At 52.6% G+C, this 16,899-nt stretch carries 20 protein-coding genes; 9 read left to right on the forward strand and 11 right to left on the reverse strand.

Translation table 11 applies throughout. From position 1 onward, the window contains the following. Positions 1-54 precede the first annotated feature (54 nt). From G4V39_RS10950 to G4V39_RS10975, 6 genes are all read left to right on the forward strand, one after another. Entirely contained in the window at positions 55-738 is a 684-nt protein-coding gene (locus G4V39_RS10950) for an NAD(P)H-dependent oxidoreductase (protein WP_181494240.1), read from the forward strand. Beyond that, positions 726-1,910, forward strand: coding sequence for a radical SAM protein (locus G4V39_RS10955; RefSeq protein ID WP_166032977.1), 1,185 nt, complete (start codon positions 726-728; stop codon positions 1,908-1,910). The genes G4V39_RS10950 and G4V39_RS10955 overlap by 13 nt, the downstream gene beginning before the upstream one ends. Before the next feature lie 85 nt (positions 1,911-1,995). Then, positions 1,996-3,033 (forward strand): glycosyltransferase family 9 protein, encoded by a 1,038-nt coding sequence (locus tag G4V39_RS10960; protein ID WP_166032978.1) that lies wholly within the window; start codon positions 1,996-1,998, stop codon positions 3,031-3,033. Further along, entirely contained in the window at positions 3,023-4,114 is a 1,092-nt protein-coding gene (locus G4V39_RS10965) for a glycosyltransferase (protein ID WP_166032979.1), read from the forward strand. Before G4V39_RS10960 ends, G4V39_RS10965 begins: the two co-directional genes overlap by 11 nt. Beyond that, on the forward strand, positions 4,089-5,225 hold the full coding sequence (locus tag G4V39_RS10970) for a glycosyltransferase (protein ID WP_166032980.1): 1,137 nt from the start codon (positions 4,089-4,091) through the stop codon (positions 5,223-5,225). The genes G4V39_RS10965 and G4V39_RS10970 overlap by 26 nt, the downstream gene beginning before the upstream one ends. After that, positions 5,225-5,878, forward strand: coding sequence for a sulfotransferase family 2 domain-containing protein (locus tag G4V39_RS10975; protein WP_166032981.1), 654 nt, complete (start codon positions 5,225-5,227; stop codon positions 5,876-5,878). The genes G4V39_RS10970 and G4V39_RS10975 overlap by 1 nt, the downstream gene beginning before the upstream one ends. Here G4V39_RS10975 and G4V39_RS10980 read toward each other — a convergent pair. The 11 genes from G4V39_RS10980 to G4V39_RS11030 all read right to left on the reverse strand — a co-directional run bounded on the left by G4V39_RS10980 (position 5,875) and on the right by G4V39_RS11030 (position 14,398). After that, on the reverse strand, positions 5,875-6,606 hold the full coding sequence (locus tag G4V39_RS10980; protein ID WP_166032982.1) for a polysaccharide deacetylase family protein: 732 nt from the start codon (positions 6,604-6,606) through the stop codon (positions 5,875-5,877). The two genes, G4V39_RS10975 and G4V39_RS10980, sit on opposite strands and share 4 nt — an antisense overlap. Beyond that, on the reverse strand, positions 6,606-7,694 hold the full coding sequence (locus G4V39_RS10985; protein WP_210412116.1) for a glycosyltransferase: 1,089 nt from the start codon (positions 7,692-7,694) through the stop codon (positions 6,606-6,608). Before G4V39_RS10985 ends, G4V39_RS10980 begins: the two co-directional genes overlap by 1 nt. Beyond that, positions 7,691-8,557, reverse strand: a complete 867-nt coding sequence (locus G4V39_RS10990; protein ID WP_166032983.1) for a 4Fe-4S binding protein — start codon at positions 8,555-8,557, stop codon at positions 7,691-7,693. The genes G4V39_RS10985 and G4V39_RS10990 overlap by 4 nt, the downstream gene beginning before the upstream one ends. Before the next feature lie 3 nt (positions 8,558-8,560). Then, a complete protein-coding gene (locus tag G4V39_RS10995) occupies positions 8,561-8,686 on the reverse strand; it encodes a CD1871A family CXXC motif-containing protein (protein ID WP_166032984.1) in 126 nt (41 codons plus the stop codon). Continuing rightward, the gene (locus G4V39_RS11000) at positions 8,683-8,985 is read right to left on the reverse strand and encodes an MTH1187 family thiamine-binding protein (RefSeq protein ID WP_166032985.1); all 303 of its coding nucleotides are present in this window, start codon (positions 8,983-8,985) and stop codon (positions 8,683-8,685) included. Before G4V39_RS11000 ends, G4V39_RS10995 begins: the two co-directional genes overlap by 4 nt. Before the next feature lie 20 nt (positions 8,986-9,005). Next, a complete protein-coding gene (locus tag G4V39_RS11005) occupies positions 9,006-9,431 on the reverse strand; it encodes a 2-thiouracil desulfurase family protein (protein ID WP_166032986.1) in 426 nt (141 codons plus the stop codon). Further along, a complete protein-coding gene (purM, locus tag G4V39_RS11010; protein ID WP_166032987.1) occupies positions 9,403-10,437 on the reverse strand; it encodes a phosphoribosylformylglycinamidine cyclo-ligase in 1,035 nt (344 codons plus the stop codon). Before purM ends, G4V39_RS11005 begins: the two co-directional genes overlap by 29 nt. A 21-nt stretch (positions 10,438-10,458) precedes the next feature. Then, positions 10,459-11,196 (reverse strand): GltB/FmdC/FwdC-like GXGXG domain-containing protein, encoded by a 738-nt coding sequence (locus tag G4V39_RS11015; RefSeq protein WP_166032988.1) that lies wholly within the window; start codon positions 11,194-11,196, stop codon positions 10,459-10,461. A 21-nt stretch (positions 11,197-11,217) separates the two neighbouring features. Next, complete coding sequence (locus tag G4V39_RS11020) at positions 11,218-12,417, reverse strand: class II glutamine amidotransferase (RefSeq protein ID WP_246169690.1); 1,200 nt, start codon at positions 12,415-12,417, stop codon at positions 11,218-11,220. Continuing rightward, positions 12,404-13,945 carry a glutamate synthase-related protein gene (locus G4V39_RS11025; RefSeq protein ID WP_166032989.1) on the reverse strand — a complete coding sequence of 514 codons (1,542 nt, stop codon included), beginning with the start codon at positions 13,943-13,945 and terminating at the stop codon, positions 12,404-12,406. The genes G4V39_RS11020 and G4V39_RS11025 overlap by 14 nt, the downstream gene beginning before the upstream one ends. Positions 13,946-14,032: 87 nt before the next feature. Then, the gene (locus tag G4V39_RS11030; RefSeq protein ID WP_166032990.1) at positions 14,033-14,398 is read right to left on the reverse strand and encodes a response regulator; all 366 of its coding nucleotides are present in this window, start codon (positions 14,396-14,398) and stop codon (positions 14,033-14,035) included. A gap of 350 nt (positions 14,399-14,748) precedes the next feature. On the opposite strand from G4V39_RS11030, the gene gatC reads away from it, so the two are divergent. The 3 genes from gatC (at position 14,749) to G4V39_RS11045 (ending at position 16,896) form a co-directional block, all read left to right on the forward strand. Further along, positions 14,749-15,039, forward strand: a complete 291-nt coding sequence (gene gatC / locus G4V39_RS11035) for an Asp-tRNA(Asn)/Glu-tRNA(Gln) amidotransferase subunit GatC (RefSeq protein ID WP_166032991.1) — start codon at positions 14,749-14,751, stop codon at positions 15,037-15,039. Positions 15,040-15,053: 14 nt separating this feature from the next. Further along, the gene (gatA, locus tag G4V39_RS11040) at positions 15,054-16,511 is read left to right on the forward strand and encodes an Asp-tRNA(Asn)/Glu-tRNA(Gln) amidotransferase subunit GatA (protein WP_166032992.1); all 1,458 of its coding nucleotides are present in this window, start codon (positions 15,054-15,056) and stop codon (positions 16,509-16,511) included. Positions 16,512-16,593: 82 nt separating this feature from the next. After that, positions 16,594-16,896, forward strand: a complete 303-nt coding sequence (locus tag G4V39_RS11045) for a hypothetical protein (protein ID WP_166032993.1) — start codon at positions 16,594-16,596, stop codon at positions 16,894-16,896. The last annotated feature ends 3 nt before the right edge of the window (positions 16,897-16,899 follow it).

Consider the following 16,899-nt stretch of genomic DNA (forward strand, 5'->3'; position numbering starts at 1 on the left):
GGACTTTGGAGTAAAGAGAAAGGAGAAAACATTCTTAAATAAAAAGGAGGTCTTATGGAAAGAGAGGATCGAGAAAAGATTAAAGAAATGGTTCTTCGGGCCTTCTCTTTTCGGCACGCCTGTAAAGAGTTTGACCCCGAGAGAAAGATCTCCGAGGACGATTTTGCCTTTATCTTGGAGGCGGCTCGACTGTCGCCAAGCTCTTTTGGTTTTGAACCTTGGTTCTTTTTGGTGGTTCAGGATCCTGATCTGCGTGAGAGGCTTCGAGAATTTACCTGGGGTGGGGAGAGACAGATCCCCACCTGTAGCCATTTGGTGATCTGTCTGGCCAGAAAGGGCTATTTCATGCGTTATGATAGCGGCTACATTTCCTACATGATGGAGGAAGTCCAAAAATTGCCTCCAGAGATAAGGGATCTTAAGCGTCAAAAATATCGGGAGTTTCAGGAAAACGACTTTCGGCTCCTGGAGAGTGAGCGGGCTCTATTTGACTGGTCCTGTAAGCAGACCTATATCGCTTTGGCCAATATGATGACAGCAGCGGCCATGATTGGCATAGATTCCTGCCCTATGGAGGGATTTAATCCGCAGAAGATTGATCAGATTCTTAAAGACCACCTGGGCATTGAGATTGACAAATTTGGGGTGGCCTATATGGTGGCCTTTGGCTATCGGTTGAAAGATCCTCGCCCCAAGACGAGGCAGACCCTTGAGCAGATAGTCAAATGGTATCCTTAAAGTTAGAGCGGTCATTTTTTGCTAGACGCTCGGGCCCCTTCCTTCTGCGACGGCCAGACACTGAGGAGAGATTACGTATCCTGGCTGAGGCCTCCAGGTTTGATTTGGCCGGTTCCTGTCATCGGGGCCCTGACGGCCGTGGCCGCCGCCGTGGTCCAGGGAATCGCTGGATCTATCCAGTCACCCTTCCTAATGGTCGCCGAATAACCCTTTTTAAAACCTTAGTCTCTAACGTCTGCGTCAGTGATTGTGCCTATTGCCCTCTGCGGGCCGATCAAGATCCGCAGCGGGTAAGCCTGAGCCCTAAGGAAATTGTAGCTATATTTATGGATTACCTCAGGCGGGGGTGGGTCAACGGAATCTTTATCAGCTCGGGTATCGTCGGTGATCCCGACACCACTATGGAGATTCTCATTCAAGTGGGCCGTATCTTGCGCTTTAAAGAGGGGTACCGGGGTTACCTTCACCTAAAGATTATCCCCGGTGCCAGTCAGGCAGCCATTGAGGAAACGGTCCAACTGGCTGATGCGGTTTCTATCAACATAGAGACTGCTGGTCTAAGAAACTTTAAACGTCTTAGCCAACGGAAAGATTATTTTCGGGATATCATTGCCCCCCTTAAGTATATTGCCCACCTCAGAGAGAGACTTAAAGACCGAGGCCAACGCCTTTCTCAAACCACCCAGTTTGTGGTCGGGGCTGCTGGAGAGACGGATCAAGAGATCCTGGCCTATTTAGAAGGCCTTTACCGCCGTCTTTCCCTCAATAGAGTTTATTTTTCTGCCTATCAGCCTGGGGCCGGTCGGCCTGATCTTCCGGGTGAAAGCTTGGCCACCAAGACGGATCTCCTCACCAGAGAACACAGACTCTATCAGGTGGATTTTTTGGTTCGCAAATATGGCTTCTCCGTGGCCGAGATCCCCTTAAATGAGAAGGGATTTCTACCCCTTGATCGAGATCCTAAAGAAGCCTGGGCCCAGGCTAATCCTGGTTTCTTTCCGGTAAATATTAACCGGGCCTCCCGGGAAGAGCTGCTTCGGGTCCCTGGCCTCGGACCGACTCTGGTTTCCCGAATCATTCGCCGAAGACGAGAGACTCGTCTAAAGAGCCTTAAGGGCTTGTGTCATCAAACGTGGCTCCTCAAAAAGGCCGCTCCCTATGTGACCTTTTAAGTACCCTCCGGTTTATGATGCCTTTTGGAGCCTTCCCAAAGGGAGATCATCTTGTATCTTGTGGAGCAGCAGAGGTAAGAAGTCCATGCCCCGGATACTTATCATCAGACCGAGTGCGATTGGTGATGTGGTGATGGCCTCAGCCATGCTGCCGGCGATCAAAAAGGCCTGGCCTCAGGTCTCGGTCTCCTGGGTCCTTGAACCGCATCTCTTAGATCTTCTGCGTTACCACCCGGCTATTGAAGAGGTTATCCCCTGGCCAAAGGCCAAGTGGCTTTCTCTCCTCCGGCAAGGGCGTTTTGTCCGGCTCTTAAAAGAACTTGTGTTTTTCTCCCGTCTTCTTCGCGAGCGGGAATACGATATGGCCCTGGAGACCACCGGGCTTTTAAAAGGGCGGCTTCTGGCCTATCTTTCTGGGGCTAGGGAACGGGTTGGTTTTGAATCCCGGGAGCCAGGACGCTTTTTGATGACCAGAGTCATCTCCCGTGGGCCTCAAAACCACTGGATAAGTTCCGAGTACCGCTATCTTCTTGAATCTCTGGGGATAGATACAGAGGATTTTCGTCCCTTCCTCTATCTACCGGGTGAACTTCGGGAAAGGGTAAGAGAATCCCTATTCAGATCGGGGATAAGAGAGGAGGCTTTTATTCTTTTCTGTCCCTTTACCACCCGTCCTCAGAAGCACTGGTTTCTTCAGCGCTGGATAGATCTGGCCCGGGTTATACGGGAGCGTTTATCTATGCCGGTGGTGCTTCTGGGGGGAGTAGGCGACCGGGAGTTGGCCCAAAAGTTTGGGCCTCTGGTTATCAACCTGGTGGGCCAGACTTCGCTTCTTGAAAGTGCGGCTGTGGTTTCGCTGGCCCGGGTGGTGGTAGGGGTGGACACTGGTCTTACCCATATGGGGGTGGCCCTTGATCGCCCCACAGTGGCCCTTTTTGGGGCCACCAGGCCTTATCTACACACCATGTTTTCCAGGGTCCGCATTCTTTACCGACCAAGGCCCTGTTCCCCCTGCCGACGTCGTGTTACCTGTGATCACCGCTACCCCTGTATGCGAGAGATCACCGTCAGAGAGGTTTTGACAAAGGTGACGGAACTCATCGAAGGAGATCATGGGGCTTAGGGTTTTACACGTAGAGATGGGGCGCCATCTTTATGGGGGGGCCCTGCAGGTTTTTTATCTTCTTCGGGGGCTGGCTGAAAGGGGCTACGAGAATATTCTCGTCTGTCAGCAGGGAAGTAGAATTCAGGATTTGGCCCGCGGGATAGCCCGGATAAAACCTATTGAGTGTCTGGGAGATCCTGATCCTCGCCTTCTTTGGCATCTGTTGACCATTATTCGTACGGAAGCTCCGGATATTTTTCATGTCCACAGCCGGCGGGGAGCCGATTTTTGGGGAGCCCTGGCGGCCAGGCTCACCAGGGCCAGGGCTGTTATCACCCGGCGCGTTGACAACCCGGAGCCAGTATGGATGGCCCGCTGGCGTTATGGCTCCTTTGCTCGGGTGATCACCATCTCCGAGGGGATAAAAAAGGTTCTCATGCGGGAGGGGATACCTGAAGAAAAAATCAGCTGTGTCCTCAGCGCCATTGATGTAGATCATTATGCCCGCCAGGCGGATCGGGGCTGGTTTGCCAGAGAGTTTTCCATCTCTCCCAAAGAACTGGCTGTGGGCATGGTGGCCCAATTTATCCCTCGCAAGGGTCATCAACTTTTGGTGACGGCGGCCCGGGGTATCATCTCCCGGAGAAAGGATGTGCGTTTTGTTCTCTGTGGTCGCGGTCCTTTGGAGAAGGAAATCCGGGACCAGGTGGTCAGGTGGGGGCTTGAAGGGCACTTTATCTTTGCCGGCTTCAGGGAGGATTTGCCCCGGGTTCTTCCGTGTTTTGATCTTTTGGTTCATCCGGCCTTTATGGAGGGCCTGGGGGTGGGGCTTGTCCAGGCGGCGGCTGCCGGGGTCCCTATTGTGGCCACCCGGGTAGGGGGAATCCCGGAGATTGTCCAGCACGGAGTAAACGGTCTTATCATCCCTCCGGGAGATGTGCGAGCCCTTGAAGAGGCCATAATGGAACTCTTGAATGATGGACCTAAACGAAAGAAGATGGCCCGGGCCGGAAGACGAATCGCTCGGGAAAGGTTTTCCCTTGAAAAGATGATCGAAGGAAATATCAAAGTCTATGAATCACTTATCCACAGCCGATAGGCATCCAGACCGACCGCTGGTGGCCATCTTTGCCTCTTTTTCTGGCCGCGGCGGGGTAGAGCGGATGCTTGTCAATTTGGCTGAAGGCCTGCTGGAACTGGGCTGCCGGGTAGATATTCTGGCCGTCAAGGATCGTAGTGAGTATCTCCAGGATCTGCCTGCTGGGGTAAGACTTATTCGACTAGGGACCACTCATACCTACGCCGCCCTTTTTCCCTTGGCCCAGTATATTCAGAGCCTGCGTCCGGCGGCCCTTCTTTCGGCCAAGAATCGGGCCAATCAGGTGGCTGTGGCTGCCAAGATTATGGCCCGGGTGCCCGTAAGGGTCGTCCTGCGCATGGGCACAACCACTTCGGCGGCCCTTAAGCAAAAATCCTCTCTAAGATTATGGTGGTGGTCGCTGGGAATGCGAATCACCTATCCCCGGGCCGATGCGGTCATTGCTGTCTCCAAGGGAGTGGCCGAGGATCTACGCCGATTGGCCCGGGTGCCAGAGAACAAGCTCAAGGTGGTGGCCAATCCGGTGATCACCCCTAGGCTGTTTGCTCTGGCCAAATCTCCCGCAACCCATCCCTGGCTAAAAGACAAGGACAGACCGGTGATTCTGGCTGCTGGCCGTCTTACCAGGCAGAAGGATTTCCCTACCCTGATCAGAGCCTTTGCCCAGGTTCGCCGCCAAATTCCCTCGCGCCTGATCATTCTCGGAGAGGGGGAAGATCGTTCTGTTCTTGAGTCCTTGATAAAGGACCTTGGCCTTGAAGGGCAGGTTGATCTGCCAGGATTTGTCCAGAATCCTTATGCCTATATGAGCCGGGCCGATATTTTCGTCCTTTCATCCCTTTGGGAGGGCTCCCCCAATGTGCTCACGGAGGCCCTGGCCTTAGGGGTTCCTTCTGTGGCCACGGATTGCCCCAGCGGCCCCCGGGAGATTCTGGCCGAAGGGCGTTACGGGGAGTTAGTTCCCATGGGTAATGCCTCCGCCCTGGCCCAAGCGATCTTGAGGACTTTAAGATCCCCCCTTCCTAGGGATTTGCTTAAGGAAGCCGTTCAGGAGTATCATCTGCGGTTCAGTGCCCAGAGATATCTGAAGATTCTTCTCGGGGAGGACTGATGCTTCTTTCCTTACGTTACAATTTCCTCTTTATCCACATCGCCAAGACCGGGGGAACCAGTGTTCGCTCGGCCCTGAACCGTTATGTCTGGCGGGATCCTTATCGGATTCTTTATTTCATATGTAGCCGTTTGAGCCACCTAAGTGGTCATCGCCTGGGGGTCAAATTTCCCCGTCATGCCAAGGCCATCGCTGCCCAAGAGATGCTCCCCAGAGAGCTCTTTGAACGCCTTTTTAAGTTCGCTTTTGTTCGTAACCCCTGGGACCTCCAGGTAAGTTCTTATCATCATATTCGCCGGGAGAGGCCCCACCTTCTTCAAGGTATTCCAGATTTTGAGTCTTTTTTGCGCTGGAAATTTGATCCCCGGCGGCCTTACCATTACATAATTGATACCTCTATCCAGCTTCAGTCTGATTATCTTATAGACCTTCATGGCAATATCATTGTGGATTTTATTGGTCGCTACGAACGCTTAGAGGAAGATTTTCAGGAGATCTGTCACCGGATTGGCATAAAGCCGCCACCTCTTCCCCATAAAAGGCGGGCCAAAGACCGCCGTCCCTATCAAGAGTATTACACTCCAGAGACGGCCGAACTGGTAGCCAAACACTTTCAGCGGGACATAGAGATGTTTGGTTACACCTTTGACTAAAGGGCCGGTCTTTTGCGGCGATTCTTAAGTTCTAGCTTCCAGAGGAAGCCAATGAGACTGTCTCCATAAGAGATGGCCTTGCGGGGAAGCTGAAAGGGGTCTTCTCCGGGACAGGCCGCCCCCCGGACACAAGTGGTCGCTGAGATATAACCGGCCTCCCTTACGGCGGCTACCGCTCGGAGGTCATAACTCCCGTAAGGATAACAGAAGTGTCTTATCTCCCGGCCCAGAAGGGCCTCCAGGGCCTCCTTGCTGCCAAAGATTTCTTCCCGGAGACGTCGATCATCGGTTTCAGCCAGCCGGATATGATTTATTCCGTGAGATCCAAAGTCCACTCCCTCCCGGGAGAGCCTGAGAATTTCTTCCCGACCGAGAAGCGGAGGGCAGGGACGACCATCGGCGGCAAACCATTGGGCCTTCTGGCCGATGAGCCCCGAGAGGAGATAGACAATGGCCGGAAAACCGTAGCGTTTGAGAACAGGAAAGGCATACTGGGAGAAGTTTAGATAGCCGTCGTCAAAAGTAAGGACAACAGTCCGGTGCGGCGCATGCCCTCTTTTAAGGCTCCAGAGAGCCTCATCAAGGCTTATTACCCGGTAGCGTAAGATCTTAAGAAGGGCCATCTGAGCAGTGAAGCGGCGAAAATGACAATAGGTTGAACGATGATCCTTCATGGGAGAGAAGTCACCAATCTGGTGATACATGAGTATGGAGATGCCCTTGGCCATCAGAGCCACCTCCTCTCCTCAAGAAGCTCCCGGTAAAGGGCCAGATATTGCTCGACTACTCTCTCCCGAGAGAACTCCTCCTTCAGACGACGGCGACCGGCTTTAACCAGCTCTTTAGCTAAGGTCTGATCCTTTAAGACAGTAAGCACTCCCTCAGCCAGGGCCCGGGGCTGGCCGCAAGGAACCTGCCAGACATCTTCTCCATGTCGAGTGATCTCCAAGGCTCCTCTGAACCGGGTAACGACAATGGGCCGTTCAAGGGCCCAGGCCTCAAGAATTACGTTGCCCAGGGTCTCAAGCTCCAGAGAGGGGAAGACAATAAGATCAGCCAGTTCCAGATAGGGTTCGGGGTGGGGTTGCCAGCCAGTCCAGATAATTCGGTCTTCTAGGCCTAAGGCCCGGGCTAATCCCTTCAGGGATGGGCCTAGGGGGCCGTCTCCAATCATTAAAAGAAAAAGCGGGCGTTGATCTACCTGGCGGGGCAGCCGCTCCATGGCCTCCAGGAGAAAGCGGTGCCCCTTGACCTCGATGAATCGGCCGGCGGTGGCCAAAATCAGGGCATCATCCGGAAGCCCCAGATCTTGACGCAACCTCTTTAGCTCCTCAGGGGGGGTCTTCTTTGGAGGATCAATAAAGTTTCCGATGTGATAGATCCGGCGGGCGGGGAAACCTCCGGCTACCAGATAATCACAGATTCCACGGGTGTTTCCTACCCAGGCGTGGGCATGGCGAAAGCTATCCAGCTTGTAGTAGCCCCCCAGGCGGGCGATGTGCACAGGGCCGCCTTTGTTTAGCCTGGTCAGCCGGGTGGCCCGTCCCATGTAGGTCTGGACGATATCTGGGTTGAGACGGGAGATAAGACGGGAGACAGCCCAGCGGGAGACCGGATCCCAGACAGTGCGAAATGGAAGTTCATAGAGAGCGATGTCCTGCGGCACCTGGGTAATGACCTCACTTTTATTTCTCAGCCCCAACCAGACCCGGCAGCCTCCTTCATTTAGGGCCGCGGTGAGGCGGAGGAAGAATCGCTCTGCCCCTCCCAGGCTTTTACTGGCTATAAGGTGTAAGGAGCTGACCTGACTGATCATCTCTTCGGTTGAACCGGGGCTTTAGGATGGATAAATGGCCCTTCAAGATAGATAGTCTTGGTTGGACAGGCGGAAAGACAGCGCAGACACCGAATACATTCTGGACTATCAAGCTCCTCGGGGATCTTAAGCCCGAGGGGACATATCTGCTGGCAAAGGTTACAGGATAGGCAATCTTTTTTTTGCCACCGGAGCCGGACAAGGCCGTATCTCTGGATAAGACCGTAAATCGCCCCCAGGGGGCATAAGGTGCGACAGAAAGGCCGGAAAAAGAAGATAGCCCCAACGGTAATGATCACGGCGATAACAAACTTGTTGAGGAAGAGAAGCCCGATCATCTGCCGGATCTCTGACTTCCAGAGGACATGGGGAATCCCGGCCTCAATGGTGCCGGCCGGACAGATATATTTGCAAAACCAGACCTGTCCGTAGCCAAAGCGATCCACCACCAGGGCCGGAAGAATAAAAACAAAAAAAATTAGAGTTAAGTATTTTCCGTAGGCCAGGGCCCGCGGAAGAATGAATTTTCTTCCCGGCAGACGCCACAGGAGTTCCTGGAAAAGGCCAAAGGGACAGAGCCAGCCACAGACAAATCTTCCTAAAAGGAGACCGTAGAGCAGCAGGGTTCCCAAGACATAAAAACCGGGCCTGGAGAGCCCATACACCCTGATCTCAGAAGCAAACCCTTGGAGACTTCCCAAAGGACAGGCCCAGAGGGCCGCCGGGCATGAATAGCAGTTAAGACCCGGGAAACAAATCCCCTTAAGGCGTCCTAAATAGATGGTTCCTGTGGAGAGAAAACCAAAATAGGCGTTGGCCAGCAGGGTCATGAGAAGCTGGATCCGAAGGCGCAGTCGATCCATGGGCTAGCCGATTCCTATGCAACTCAGACACAGCTGAGTGGCCCTCTTTACAACCTCGTCATACTCTCCCAGAAAAAGCCCTAAGGCTATCATTCCTAAGGCCAGGGCCAGGAGGAGAATTCTTCTCATGGGTTAAGTCGTTCCCGGACAGAGCTAATCTTGTCATCAAGGTGGACAACTTTATCTCGTCGGTCATCAATCTTAATGGCCGTGTAGACCCGCTGGCAACCTCGTTTAAAAGGGAGCTCATGGATTCTGCGGGCTAGGTCAAGAAGAGTGGAAACATCTCCCTCTACAATGGTGCCCATGTCGGTCATTTTAAAGGGTATTCCTTCGGCCTCAAGAAATCGAATGATGTCAACTACGTATTCCCCCAGACTGGTGGTTCCCGTGCCCAGAGGAATGACACTAATCTCCATCAGGGCCATGATTTAAACACCTCCAAGTTTTAGAATTCATAGACCTTAAACCCAGCCTGCCTTAAGGCCGCCGCTGTCACCCCCAGTGGATCAAGACCACAACTCGGGCTGCGGGACTTAAGGATGGCCCCTCGGATTTTAAGGGTTTGGGCCAGCTTTAAAACTTCTCTGGCTCCCCGGATAAAGGCCTCGCTGACATCCTCTCCTTGATTATTCAGGACTTGGGCCCTGCCTAAAAGCACCGCCAGACCATCCCCTCCTTTTATTTCGGCCGGCCTCCGGGGGGTAGGAAGACCGCCAAGTTGTTCGGGACAGACAGGGACAAGTCGCAAGTGTTTAATGAGACCATAGAGGGGAGGGTAGCTTTTACTTTGACCGTCGTAGCGGCAGTTTACTCCGAGAAGGCAGGCACTTATCAGGAAGGTATCAGAGGATCTCCACTGAAGGCTGGTCATCTTTCCGCTGGACTACCTCACCGATTACGTAGGCCTTCTCGCCCAGGGCCTTGAGCTGAAGAAGGGCGTCATCGATCTCCTCTGGAGGAAGAACTATGACCATACCAATGCCACAGTTAAAGGTTCGGTACATCTCTTCCTGGGGAACCCGGCCCTTTTCTTGAATAAAACGGAAGATGGCCGGCACCTCCCAAGAGTCCTTATGAATGACGGCCTTGGTGCTTTGGGGAAGGATGCGGGAGAGGTTATCGTAGAAACCACCCCCGGTGATGTGAGCGATACCCCGGACGTTGTATCCTTTAAGGAGGTGGAGGATAGGTTCCGCATATATCCTGGTGGGACGGAGGAGTTCTTCGGCCACCGAGGCGTTGATTTCGGGCACAAAATCCTGAGGGCCAAGGCCAAGCTCCTCAAAGAAGAGCTTTCTTACCAGAGAAAACCCGTTGCTGTGGAGGCCAGAGGAGGCCAAACCCAGAATTCGGTCTCCTACGGAAATCTCAGAACCATCGATGATTTTGTCCCTTTCTACCACCCCGACAACAAAGCCGGCCAGGTCATAGTCTCCCGGCTGATACATTCCGGGCATCTCTGCTGTCTCGCCTCCAAGCAGAGCGCAACCGGCCGCTTTGCATCCCTGGACAATACCCTCAATAATAGCCAAGGCAGTCTCTTGTTCCAGACGCCCGCAGGCTAAGTAATCAAGAAAGAACAGGGGTTCGGCCCCGCAAACCAGGATGTCATTGACACACATGGCCACCAGATCAATGCCTATAGTCTGGTGGCGGTTGGCCATGATGGCCACCTTGATTTTGGTGCCTACCCCATCGGTAGAGGATACCAGGATGGGTTGATGGTACTTTTCGGTATCCAGGGCAAAGAGTCCGGCGAAGCCTCCTAAGGGGGCCAGGACTCCCCGTCGGTGGGTGGAGGCCGCCAGGGGTTTTATGGATTCAACCAAACGGTTGGCAGCTTCAATATCCACCCCGGCCTCTTTATAGCGAGACATCAGGCCTCCTTTTTCCGCACGCTAATAAGCGTAAAGCTTTCCATAGGGCCGGTGGGTGGCCGGCTGAATCTTCTCAAAGGGTACACTTAAGATTTCTTTTAGATCTAAATTGAAGTCCTGACAATACTCTCGGAGGTACCCCTCAAGAAGACGGTAGTCATTTTCATCGGCCTTGGTCGGAGAGAGTCCTTTACCAAGCTGTTCTTTGGGAGCCCCTCCCCGGATGTAGATGGTCCCTCCGTGCATACCCGTGCCCAGATAGATGCCGGCAATGGGTCTCTGAGGATAGATACTATTTATCCCTAGAAGGATAATGATCCCTCCGGCCATATATTCACCCAGAAAGTCTCCGGCCTTGCCCCCGATAATAATTACCGGAATTTTGTCCATGTAAGCCTTCATGTGGATTCCCACCCTATAGCCTACATCTTGACGGACATGGATCTTGCCTCCCCGCATTGCGTATCCCAGGACATCTCCAGCCATCCCGTGGACGATAATCTTCCCATCGTCCATGGTGTTTCCTGCACCGTCCTGGACGTTTCCATAGACGGTTACCCGGGGGCCCTTCATAAAGGCTCCCAGATCCTGCCCCGGGGTGCCGAAGATATCCATCGTAATGGGGCCAGAGAGGCCGTCGGCCAGATAACGGTGGCCATTAACATTACGGAGGACAAACTCTCTTTCTCCCTGGGCCACGGCCTGGCGGATCATCTTATTAAGGACTCGATAATGAATGTTCTTAGCGTCTATTTCCATGACAGGACTCCTGTCTAGGATTCACTTGTTTTCCGGAAGGATACAGGCCTTGTAAAGAGGGCTGTCTTCCGGAAGCAGATAGGTACGCTGATTGGGAATGACTCCGGGCTCAAGTTCTACAATGAGAGGCTCTCCAGCCTTGGGGGCCCAGATGTGTTCGGGGTCAGGGCAGATGGCCCGGATGGCACTCTCCTCACTGGCCATAAAGACCATATCTCCCTTCTCGGCCGCCACCAGTGGTCTTAGCTTTACCCGGTCATTAAGACCTACCAGACCGCCATTGTAGGCAAAAAGGATAGCAAAAGGGCCATTTAAGAGGGCGCTTCCATAAACGGCCCTGATGGCCGTAAGGAGCTCTCTTTTTTCGGGATCCATCCGATCTATCTCCTCCCAGAAGGGAGGAGCAAAGACCATACAGGCCATCTCCATCGGGAGCTGGTGTCTTCTGATGAGAAGATCAAGAAGATAGGCCACCACCTCGGTATCTGTAAGGAGGGTGCAGTGATAGCCAAACATCTCCAGGTAGCGTTTATTTATGCCATAGGAAGAGAGCTCTCCATTGTGAACAATGGACCAATCAAGGATAGTAAATGGGTGAGCTCCTCCCCACCAACCGGGTGTGTTGGTCGGGAAGCGATTGTGGGCTGTCCAGATATAACCGGCGTACTCATCTATCCGGTAAAATTCGGCGATCTCATCGGGAAAACCCACCCCTTTGAACGCCCCCATGTTTTTGCCCGAGGAGAAAACATAGGCCCCGGAGACATCACGGTTGATCTGCATGACTACCGAGACCATGTAATCATCTTCGGCCTGAGTGCCCTCACATAGGTCCCGGAGCTCCCCTTCATAGCGAGGTTTGACAAAATAGCGGCGAAGGATAGGGGGCTTTTCAATCCTCCTTACCGGGCGGGTGGGAATTTTTTCTTCATGAACCATATAGGTATGCTCTTTGAGGACGGCCTCGGCCTCTTTTAGATCGGCCTTACTTTCGGCCATGATGTGGATGGCATAATAGTCTTTGAAGTCAGGGTAGATGCCATAGGCGGCATAGCCGGCCCCCAGTCCGTTGCCCCGTTCCTTCTGACAGGAAATGGAGCAAACAATGGTCTCTCCCTTTACCCGGTGGCCCTTACGGTGAATAAGGCCGGCGAGACCACAGCCTGAGATGCTTTTCTCAAAGTGGAAACTCTGCATTTTTTCTCCCCTATTCACCAGCATGCTTTACTCCCAGAAGGCGGAGTTCGGTCTCCGTAAGCCCTACAGCCCGGAGTTTTTCCCGATTGCCTCGAAGGCTTTCAATGGCGTTAATGCCCATGGCTCCCAGCATTTCCTGGATTTCGTGCCCCCAACCTTTAACCAGATTGGAGAGCTTCTCAAAAGCAGTGTCAGGATCGAGACGTTTGATAAGCTCGGGTTGGTTAGTAGCGATCCCCCAGGGGCACTTGCCGGTAAAACAGCGCTGACACATGGTGCAACCGACAGCGATAAGGGCCGCTGTGCCGATATAGACGGCGTCAGCCCCCAGAGCGATGGCCTTAACCACGTCGGCGCTACAGCGGATCCCTCCAGAAATAACGATGGAAGCCTGGTTACGAATACCTTCCTGACGCAGACGCTCATCAACCTGGGCCAGGGCTAGCTCGATGGGGATTCCCACATAGTCGCGAAACATGGTCGGAGCGGCTCCGGTGCCCCCTTTAAAGCCATCAAGGACGATAACATCCGCCCCGGCCCGAACCATACCGCTGGCAATGGCCGGAGCATTGTGCACGGCGGCAATCTTAACAAAGACCAACTTTTTGTAATCAGTAGCCTCCTTGAGGGCATAGATGAGCTGTCTGAGATCCTCAATAGAGTAAATGTCATGATGAGGGGCTGGAGAGAGGGCATCTGAGCCTACGGGGATCATCCGTGTTTTAGAGATCTCTTCAGTGACCTTCTCGCCTGGAAGATGGCCACCGATACCGGGTTTAGCCCCTTGGCCAATCTTGATCTCTATAGCCACTCCGGCGTTGAGGTAATCCACATGGAGACCAAAACGCCCTGAGGCACACTGAACAATAGTCCAAGGGCCATATTCGTAGAGAGAGGCATGAAGACCACCTTCTCCGGTATTGTAGAGGATATTGAGCTCCTTAGCCGCTCGGGCCAGACCTTGATGGACATGGAGGCTGATGGCCCCATAGGACATAGCCGCAAAGAGGATAGGGTAGTCAATTCTTATCTGGGGAGCGAGTTTGGTCTTTAAACGATAACGCCCCTCTTCGTAGGTTATGTCGAGAGAATCGGGTTTTGAACCCAGATAAGTTCGTAGCTCCATTGGCTCCCGAAGGGGATCAATAGAAGGATTGGTTACTTGGCTGGCATCAAGGACCAGGTGGTCCCAGTAGATTTTAAAGGGCATGGCGTTTCCGGTGGCCGCCAGGAGGACCCCACCGGTGTCGGCCTGCTTGTAGATGTTTTTAATAAACCAAGGGCTCCAGTGGGCATGTTCCCGGAAATCCGAGGGATAACGTCGAATGAAAAGGGCTTCTGTGGGACACATCACCTCACAGCGGTGACAACCGACGCATTTGGTGTGGTCGGCAGTAAGGATCTCCTTTTTCTTGTCATAGGCGTGAACCTCGTAGGAACACTCCCGGATGCAGCGTTTGCACTTAATGCACCGGTCCTCAAGGCGCTCCACATAAAAATCCGGATAGAACTTGGCAAAGGAGACGATCTTTTTCTTCTTTTTTGTGGCCATCTCTCCCCCTACTAAGAGGACTCTTAAAGTGGACGGAAGTTATAAAATAACAGCCGGTGGTGTCAAGGGTAGGGGAAGGATTTTTCTCTATTCTTGGAGAAGACGGGTTATAACCTGGCGTAGTTCTTCGATGTCGAAGGGTTTGCTGAGAATATAGTCGGCCTTCTTTTCGTGGGCCAACTCTTCAGCATAGTAACCAAAGCCGGTAATGGCGATTACCGGAACCTCCGGATGCTCCCGTTTGATAATGGTTATGAGGCCAATCCCAGAAACATAGGGCATGGTGAGGTCGGTGATTACTAAATCAAACTGGCCTTCTTTTAAGGCCTTCATACCTTTTAGACCATCTTCAGCAGTAATTACCTCATAGCCGACATATTGAAGGTAATCTCTCAACATAGAAAGAACTTCTAAATCATCTTCTACCACTAAAATTCGCTTATTATCGGCCATAGGCTACTCCATGATTTACTTAGTTATTGCTCAATTCTAAAAAACCTTTAGAAATAAAAAGATAAAAAATCTTTGGATAACCAATACTTTTAACAAAAAATCTACCAAATTGCCAATATCCAGAAAGATTGAGTTTTAGGGTCTAAAAAGTTGGCCATCTCTCTAAATGATGTGGGGTTAGCCGGAACCACGGAAAGAATCTAAAAACGCTTATATTATTTTTCAATCGTCTAAAATCCCTGGGGGCTTTAAAATTTCTTTTTAGCTGGCTTCTTGTGGCCATTTGGTGGTCGTGCTAGAAATAAAAACCGTTTTTCCCTTAAGCTCCCGGTTAAAGCAAGGAGGCACCTATGGCCATAACTAAAGAAGAGGTTCTTCATGTAGCCCATCTGGCCCGTCTTGAATTCTCCAGTGAAGAAATTGAAGTTTTTACCCGGCAACTGGCGGAGATCTTGGAGTATGTTAAGCAGCTAGATAGCCTTGATACGGCCCAAATTCCTCCTACCACCCATGCCTTGGCCCTGACCAACGCCTTTAGAGACGATGAGGTCTGTCCCTCCATAGATATAGAGAAGACCCTGGCTAATGCTCCCGAAAGGGAAGGGCGCTTTTTTGTCGTTCCCCGGGTGATCAAATCCTAAGCGAGGAGGAGGCAATGGAACCCTTCCGTCTGACTATGCACGAACTTCTGGATCTCCTTAGATCCGGCCAGATAACCTCTGAAGAGGCTACCAGAAGCGTCCTTGAACGGATAGAGGCCGTTGATCCCCAAGTGAAGGCCTATATTACGGTCTGTGCTGAGGAGGCCTTGGGTGCAGCTCGACAGGCTGATGAGGCCAGGGCTCGGGGGAAGGAGGCCCCTCTTCTTGGATGTCCTATCTCCATAAAAGATGTCATCTGCACTCAAGGAATACGAACTACCTGTGGCTCTAAAATGTTAGAGAACTTTATCCCACCCTATGATGCCACGGTTGTTGAGAGACTTAAGGCCGCCGGGGCAGTGATTGTGGGCAAGACCAACATGGACGAATTTGCCATGGGATCCTCCACCGAGAACTCGGCCTTCTTCCCTACGGCCAATCCCTGGGATCTTTCTCGTATCCCCGGAGGATCAAGCGGCGGCTCTGCAGCGGCAGTGGCTGCCGATGAGTGCCTGGCTTCGCTTGGTTCAGACACCGGAGGATCTATCCGGCAACCTGCCTCCCACTGCGGCATTGTGGGCCTTAAGCCCACCTATGGCCGGGTCTCCCGTTTTGGCCTGGTGGCCTTTGCCTCCTCCCTGGACCAAATCGGCCCGATGACCAAGGATGTCACCGATGCCGCTTTACTTCTTTCGGTAATTTCCGGCTATGATGCCAAAGACTCCACCTCGGTGGCCGAACCAGTTCCAGATTACCGCCAGTTTCTCAAGGTGGATCTTAAAGGTCTTAAAATAGGCGTCCCTAGGGAGTATTTCATCCCCGGTATGGATCAAGAAGTGGAAAGTGCCGTCAAAGAGGCCCTCATCATAATGGAAAAAGAGGGGGCCGAGTTGGTGGAGATCTCCCTTCCCCACAGTCAGTATGCCGTTGCCGCCTACTATATAATTGCCCCGGCTGAGGCCAGCTCTAATTTGGCCCGATATGATGGAGTCAAATACGGTTTCAGGGCCCAGGAATACACGGATCTTTTATCTCTATACAAAAAGACCCGCTCAGAGGGATTTGGGGCAGAGGTCAAGCGGCGGATCATGCTCGGTACTTATGCCCTTTCGGCTGGCTATTATGATGCCTTCTATCTTAAGGCCAGTCGAGTCCGAACCCTAATCGTTGAGGACTTTAAAAAGGCCTTTGCCCTCTGTGATGTCATCGCCACCCCAGTGGCTCCTACTCCGGCCTTTGCTCGGGGTGAGAAACTGGATGATCCTCTGCAGATGTATCTCTCGGATGTCTTCACGATTGCCACCAATCTGGCCGGAATTCCCGGAATCTCTATCCCCTGTGGTTTTAGTAAAGAAGGCTTGCCGATCGGTCTTCAGCTCATGGCCCCCCATTTTGAAGAAGGACGTCTCCTTCAGGTAGCTTACTCTTTTGAACAACTGACTGATTTCCACCGGCGAAGGCCATCCCTTTAGTCAAGAAAATGGCCATATTTGTCGAAACTATCAGAGGAAAAGTTCAATCGTCAGTCCTTAGGGGTCAAAGAGGAGGGCCTTTTTGCAGAAGATACCCATCAGTTTAGCCCGTGAAGGTATGATCTTGGCTAAAGAGGTGACCGATTCGGCCGGGCGGGTTCTGTGCGGTCCGGGCACCGAACTTAGCCAGCGCCTTCTTGACCGCCTGGCCAACATGGGGGTTCAATTTGTGGTGGTTGAGGGGCATCCGGTGGCCATGCCGGGAGAAAAGAGCCTGGAGGAGAGACTGGCCGAGCTAGAAAGACGCTTTGAAAAGGTAGCTGGAGATCCGGTTTTAGCGATGCTCAAGGAGGTCATTCAGGAGACCATGATGGAAAAGGGGTAGGGA

It is taken from the genome of Thermosulfuriphilus ammonigenes, from assembly GCF_011207455.1.
Taxonomy (GTDB): Bacteria; Desulfobacterota; Thermodesulfobacteria; order Thermodesulfobacteriales; family ST65; genus Thermosulfuriphilus; species Thermosulfuriphilus ammonigenes.

Excerpts from the sequence above, each read along its gene's own strand:
- G4V39_RS11000 (WP_166032985.1), bottom strand. The coding sequence starts at position 8,985 with ATGGCCCTGATGGAGATTAGTGTCATTCCTCTGGGCACGGGAACCACC.
- G4V39_RS11030 (WP_166032990.1), bottom strand. The coding sequence starts at position 14,398 with ATGGCCGATAATAAGCGAATTTTAGTGGTAGAAGATGATTTAGAAGTT.
- gatC (WP_166032991.1), top strand. The coding sequence starts at position 14,749 with ATGGCCATAACTAAAGAAGAGGTTCTTCATGTAGCCCATCTGGCCCGT.
- G4V39_RS11015 (WP_166032988.1), bottom strand. The coding sequence starts at position 11,196 with ATGGAAATAGACGCTAAGAACATTCATTATCGAGTCCTTAATAAGATG.
- G4V39_RS10970 (WP_166032980.1), top strand. The coding sequence starts at position 4,089 with ATGAATCACTTATCCACAGCCGATAGGCATCCAGACCGACCGCTGGTG.
- G4V39_RS10955 (WP_166032977.1), top strand. The coding sequence starts at position 726 with ATGGTATCCTTAAAGTTAGAGCGGTCATTTTTTGCTAGACGCTCGGGC.
- G4V39_RS11005 (WP_166032986.1), bottom strand. The coding sequence starts at position 9,431 with ATGACCAGCCTTCAGTGGAGATCCTCTGATACCTTCCTGATAAGTGCC.
- G4V39_RS10975 (WP_166032981.1), top strand. The coding sequence starts at position 5,225 with ATGCTTCTTTCCTTACGTTACAATTTCCTCTTTATCCACATCGCCAAG.
- G4V39_RS11020 (WP_246169690.1), bottom strand. The coding sequence starts at position 12,417 with ATGCTGGTGAATAGGGGAGAAAAAATGCAGAGTTTCCACTTTGAGAAA.
- G4V39_RS10985 (WP_210412116.1), bottom strand. The coding sequence starts at position 7,694 with ATGATCAGTCAGGTCAGCTCCTTACACCTTATAGCCAGTAAAAGCCTG.
- G4V39_RS11025 (WP_166032989.1), bottom strand. The coding sequence starts at position 13,945 with ATGGCCACAAAAAAGAAGAAAAAGATCGTCTCCTTTGCCAAGTTCTAT.
- G4V39_RS10965 (WP_166032979.1), top strand. The coding sequence starts at position 3,023 with ATGGGGCTTAGGGTTTTACACGTAGAGATGGGGCGCCATCTTTATGGG.
- G4V39_RS10980 (WP_166032982.1), bottom strand. The coding sequence starts at position 6,606 with ATGGCCAAGGGCATCTCCATACTCATGTATCACCAGATTGGTGACTTC.
- G4V39_RS10960 (WP_166032978.1), top strand. The coding sequence starts at position 1,996 with ATGCCCCGGATACTTATCATCAGACCGAGTGCGATTGGTGATGTGGTG.
- G4V39_RS10950 (WP_181494240.1), top strand. The coding sequence starts at position 55 with ATGGAAAGAGAGGATCGAGAAAAGATTAAAGAAATGGTTCTTCGGGCC.
- purM (WP_166032987.1), bottom strand. The coding sequence starts at position 10,437 with ATGTCTCGCTATAAAGAGGCCGGGGTGGATATTGAAGCTGCCAACCGT.
- G4V39_RS10995 (WP_166032984.1), bottom strand. The coding sequence starts at position 8,686 with ATGAGAAGAATTCTCCTCCTGGCCCTGGCCTTAGGAATGATAGCCTTA.
- G4V39_RS10990 (WP_166032983.1), bottom strand. The coding sequence starts at position 8,557 with ATGGATCGACTGCGCCTTCGGATCCAGCTTCTCATGACCCTGCTGGCC.
- gatA (WP_166032992.1), top strand. The coding sequence starts at position 15,054 with ATGGAACCCTTCCGTCTGACTATGCACGAACTTCTGGATCTCCTTAGA.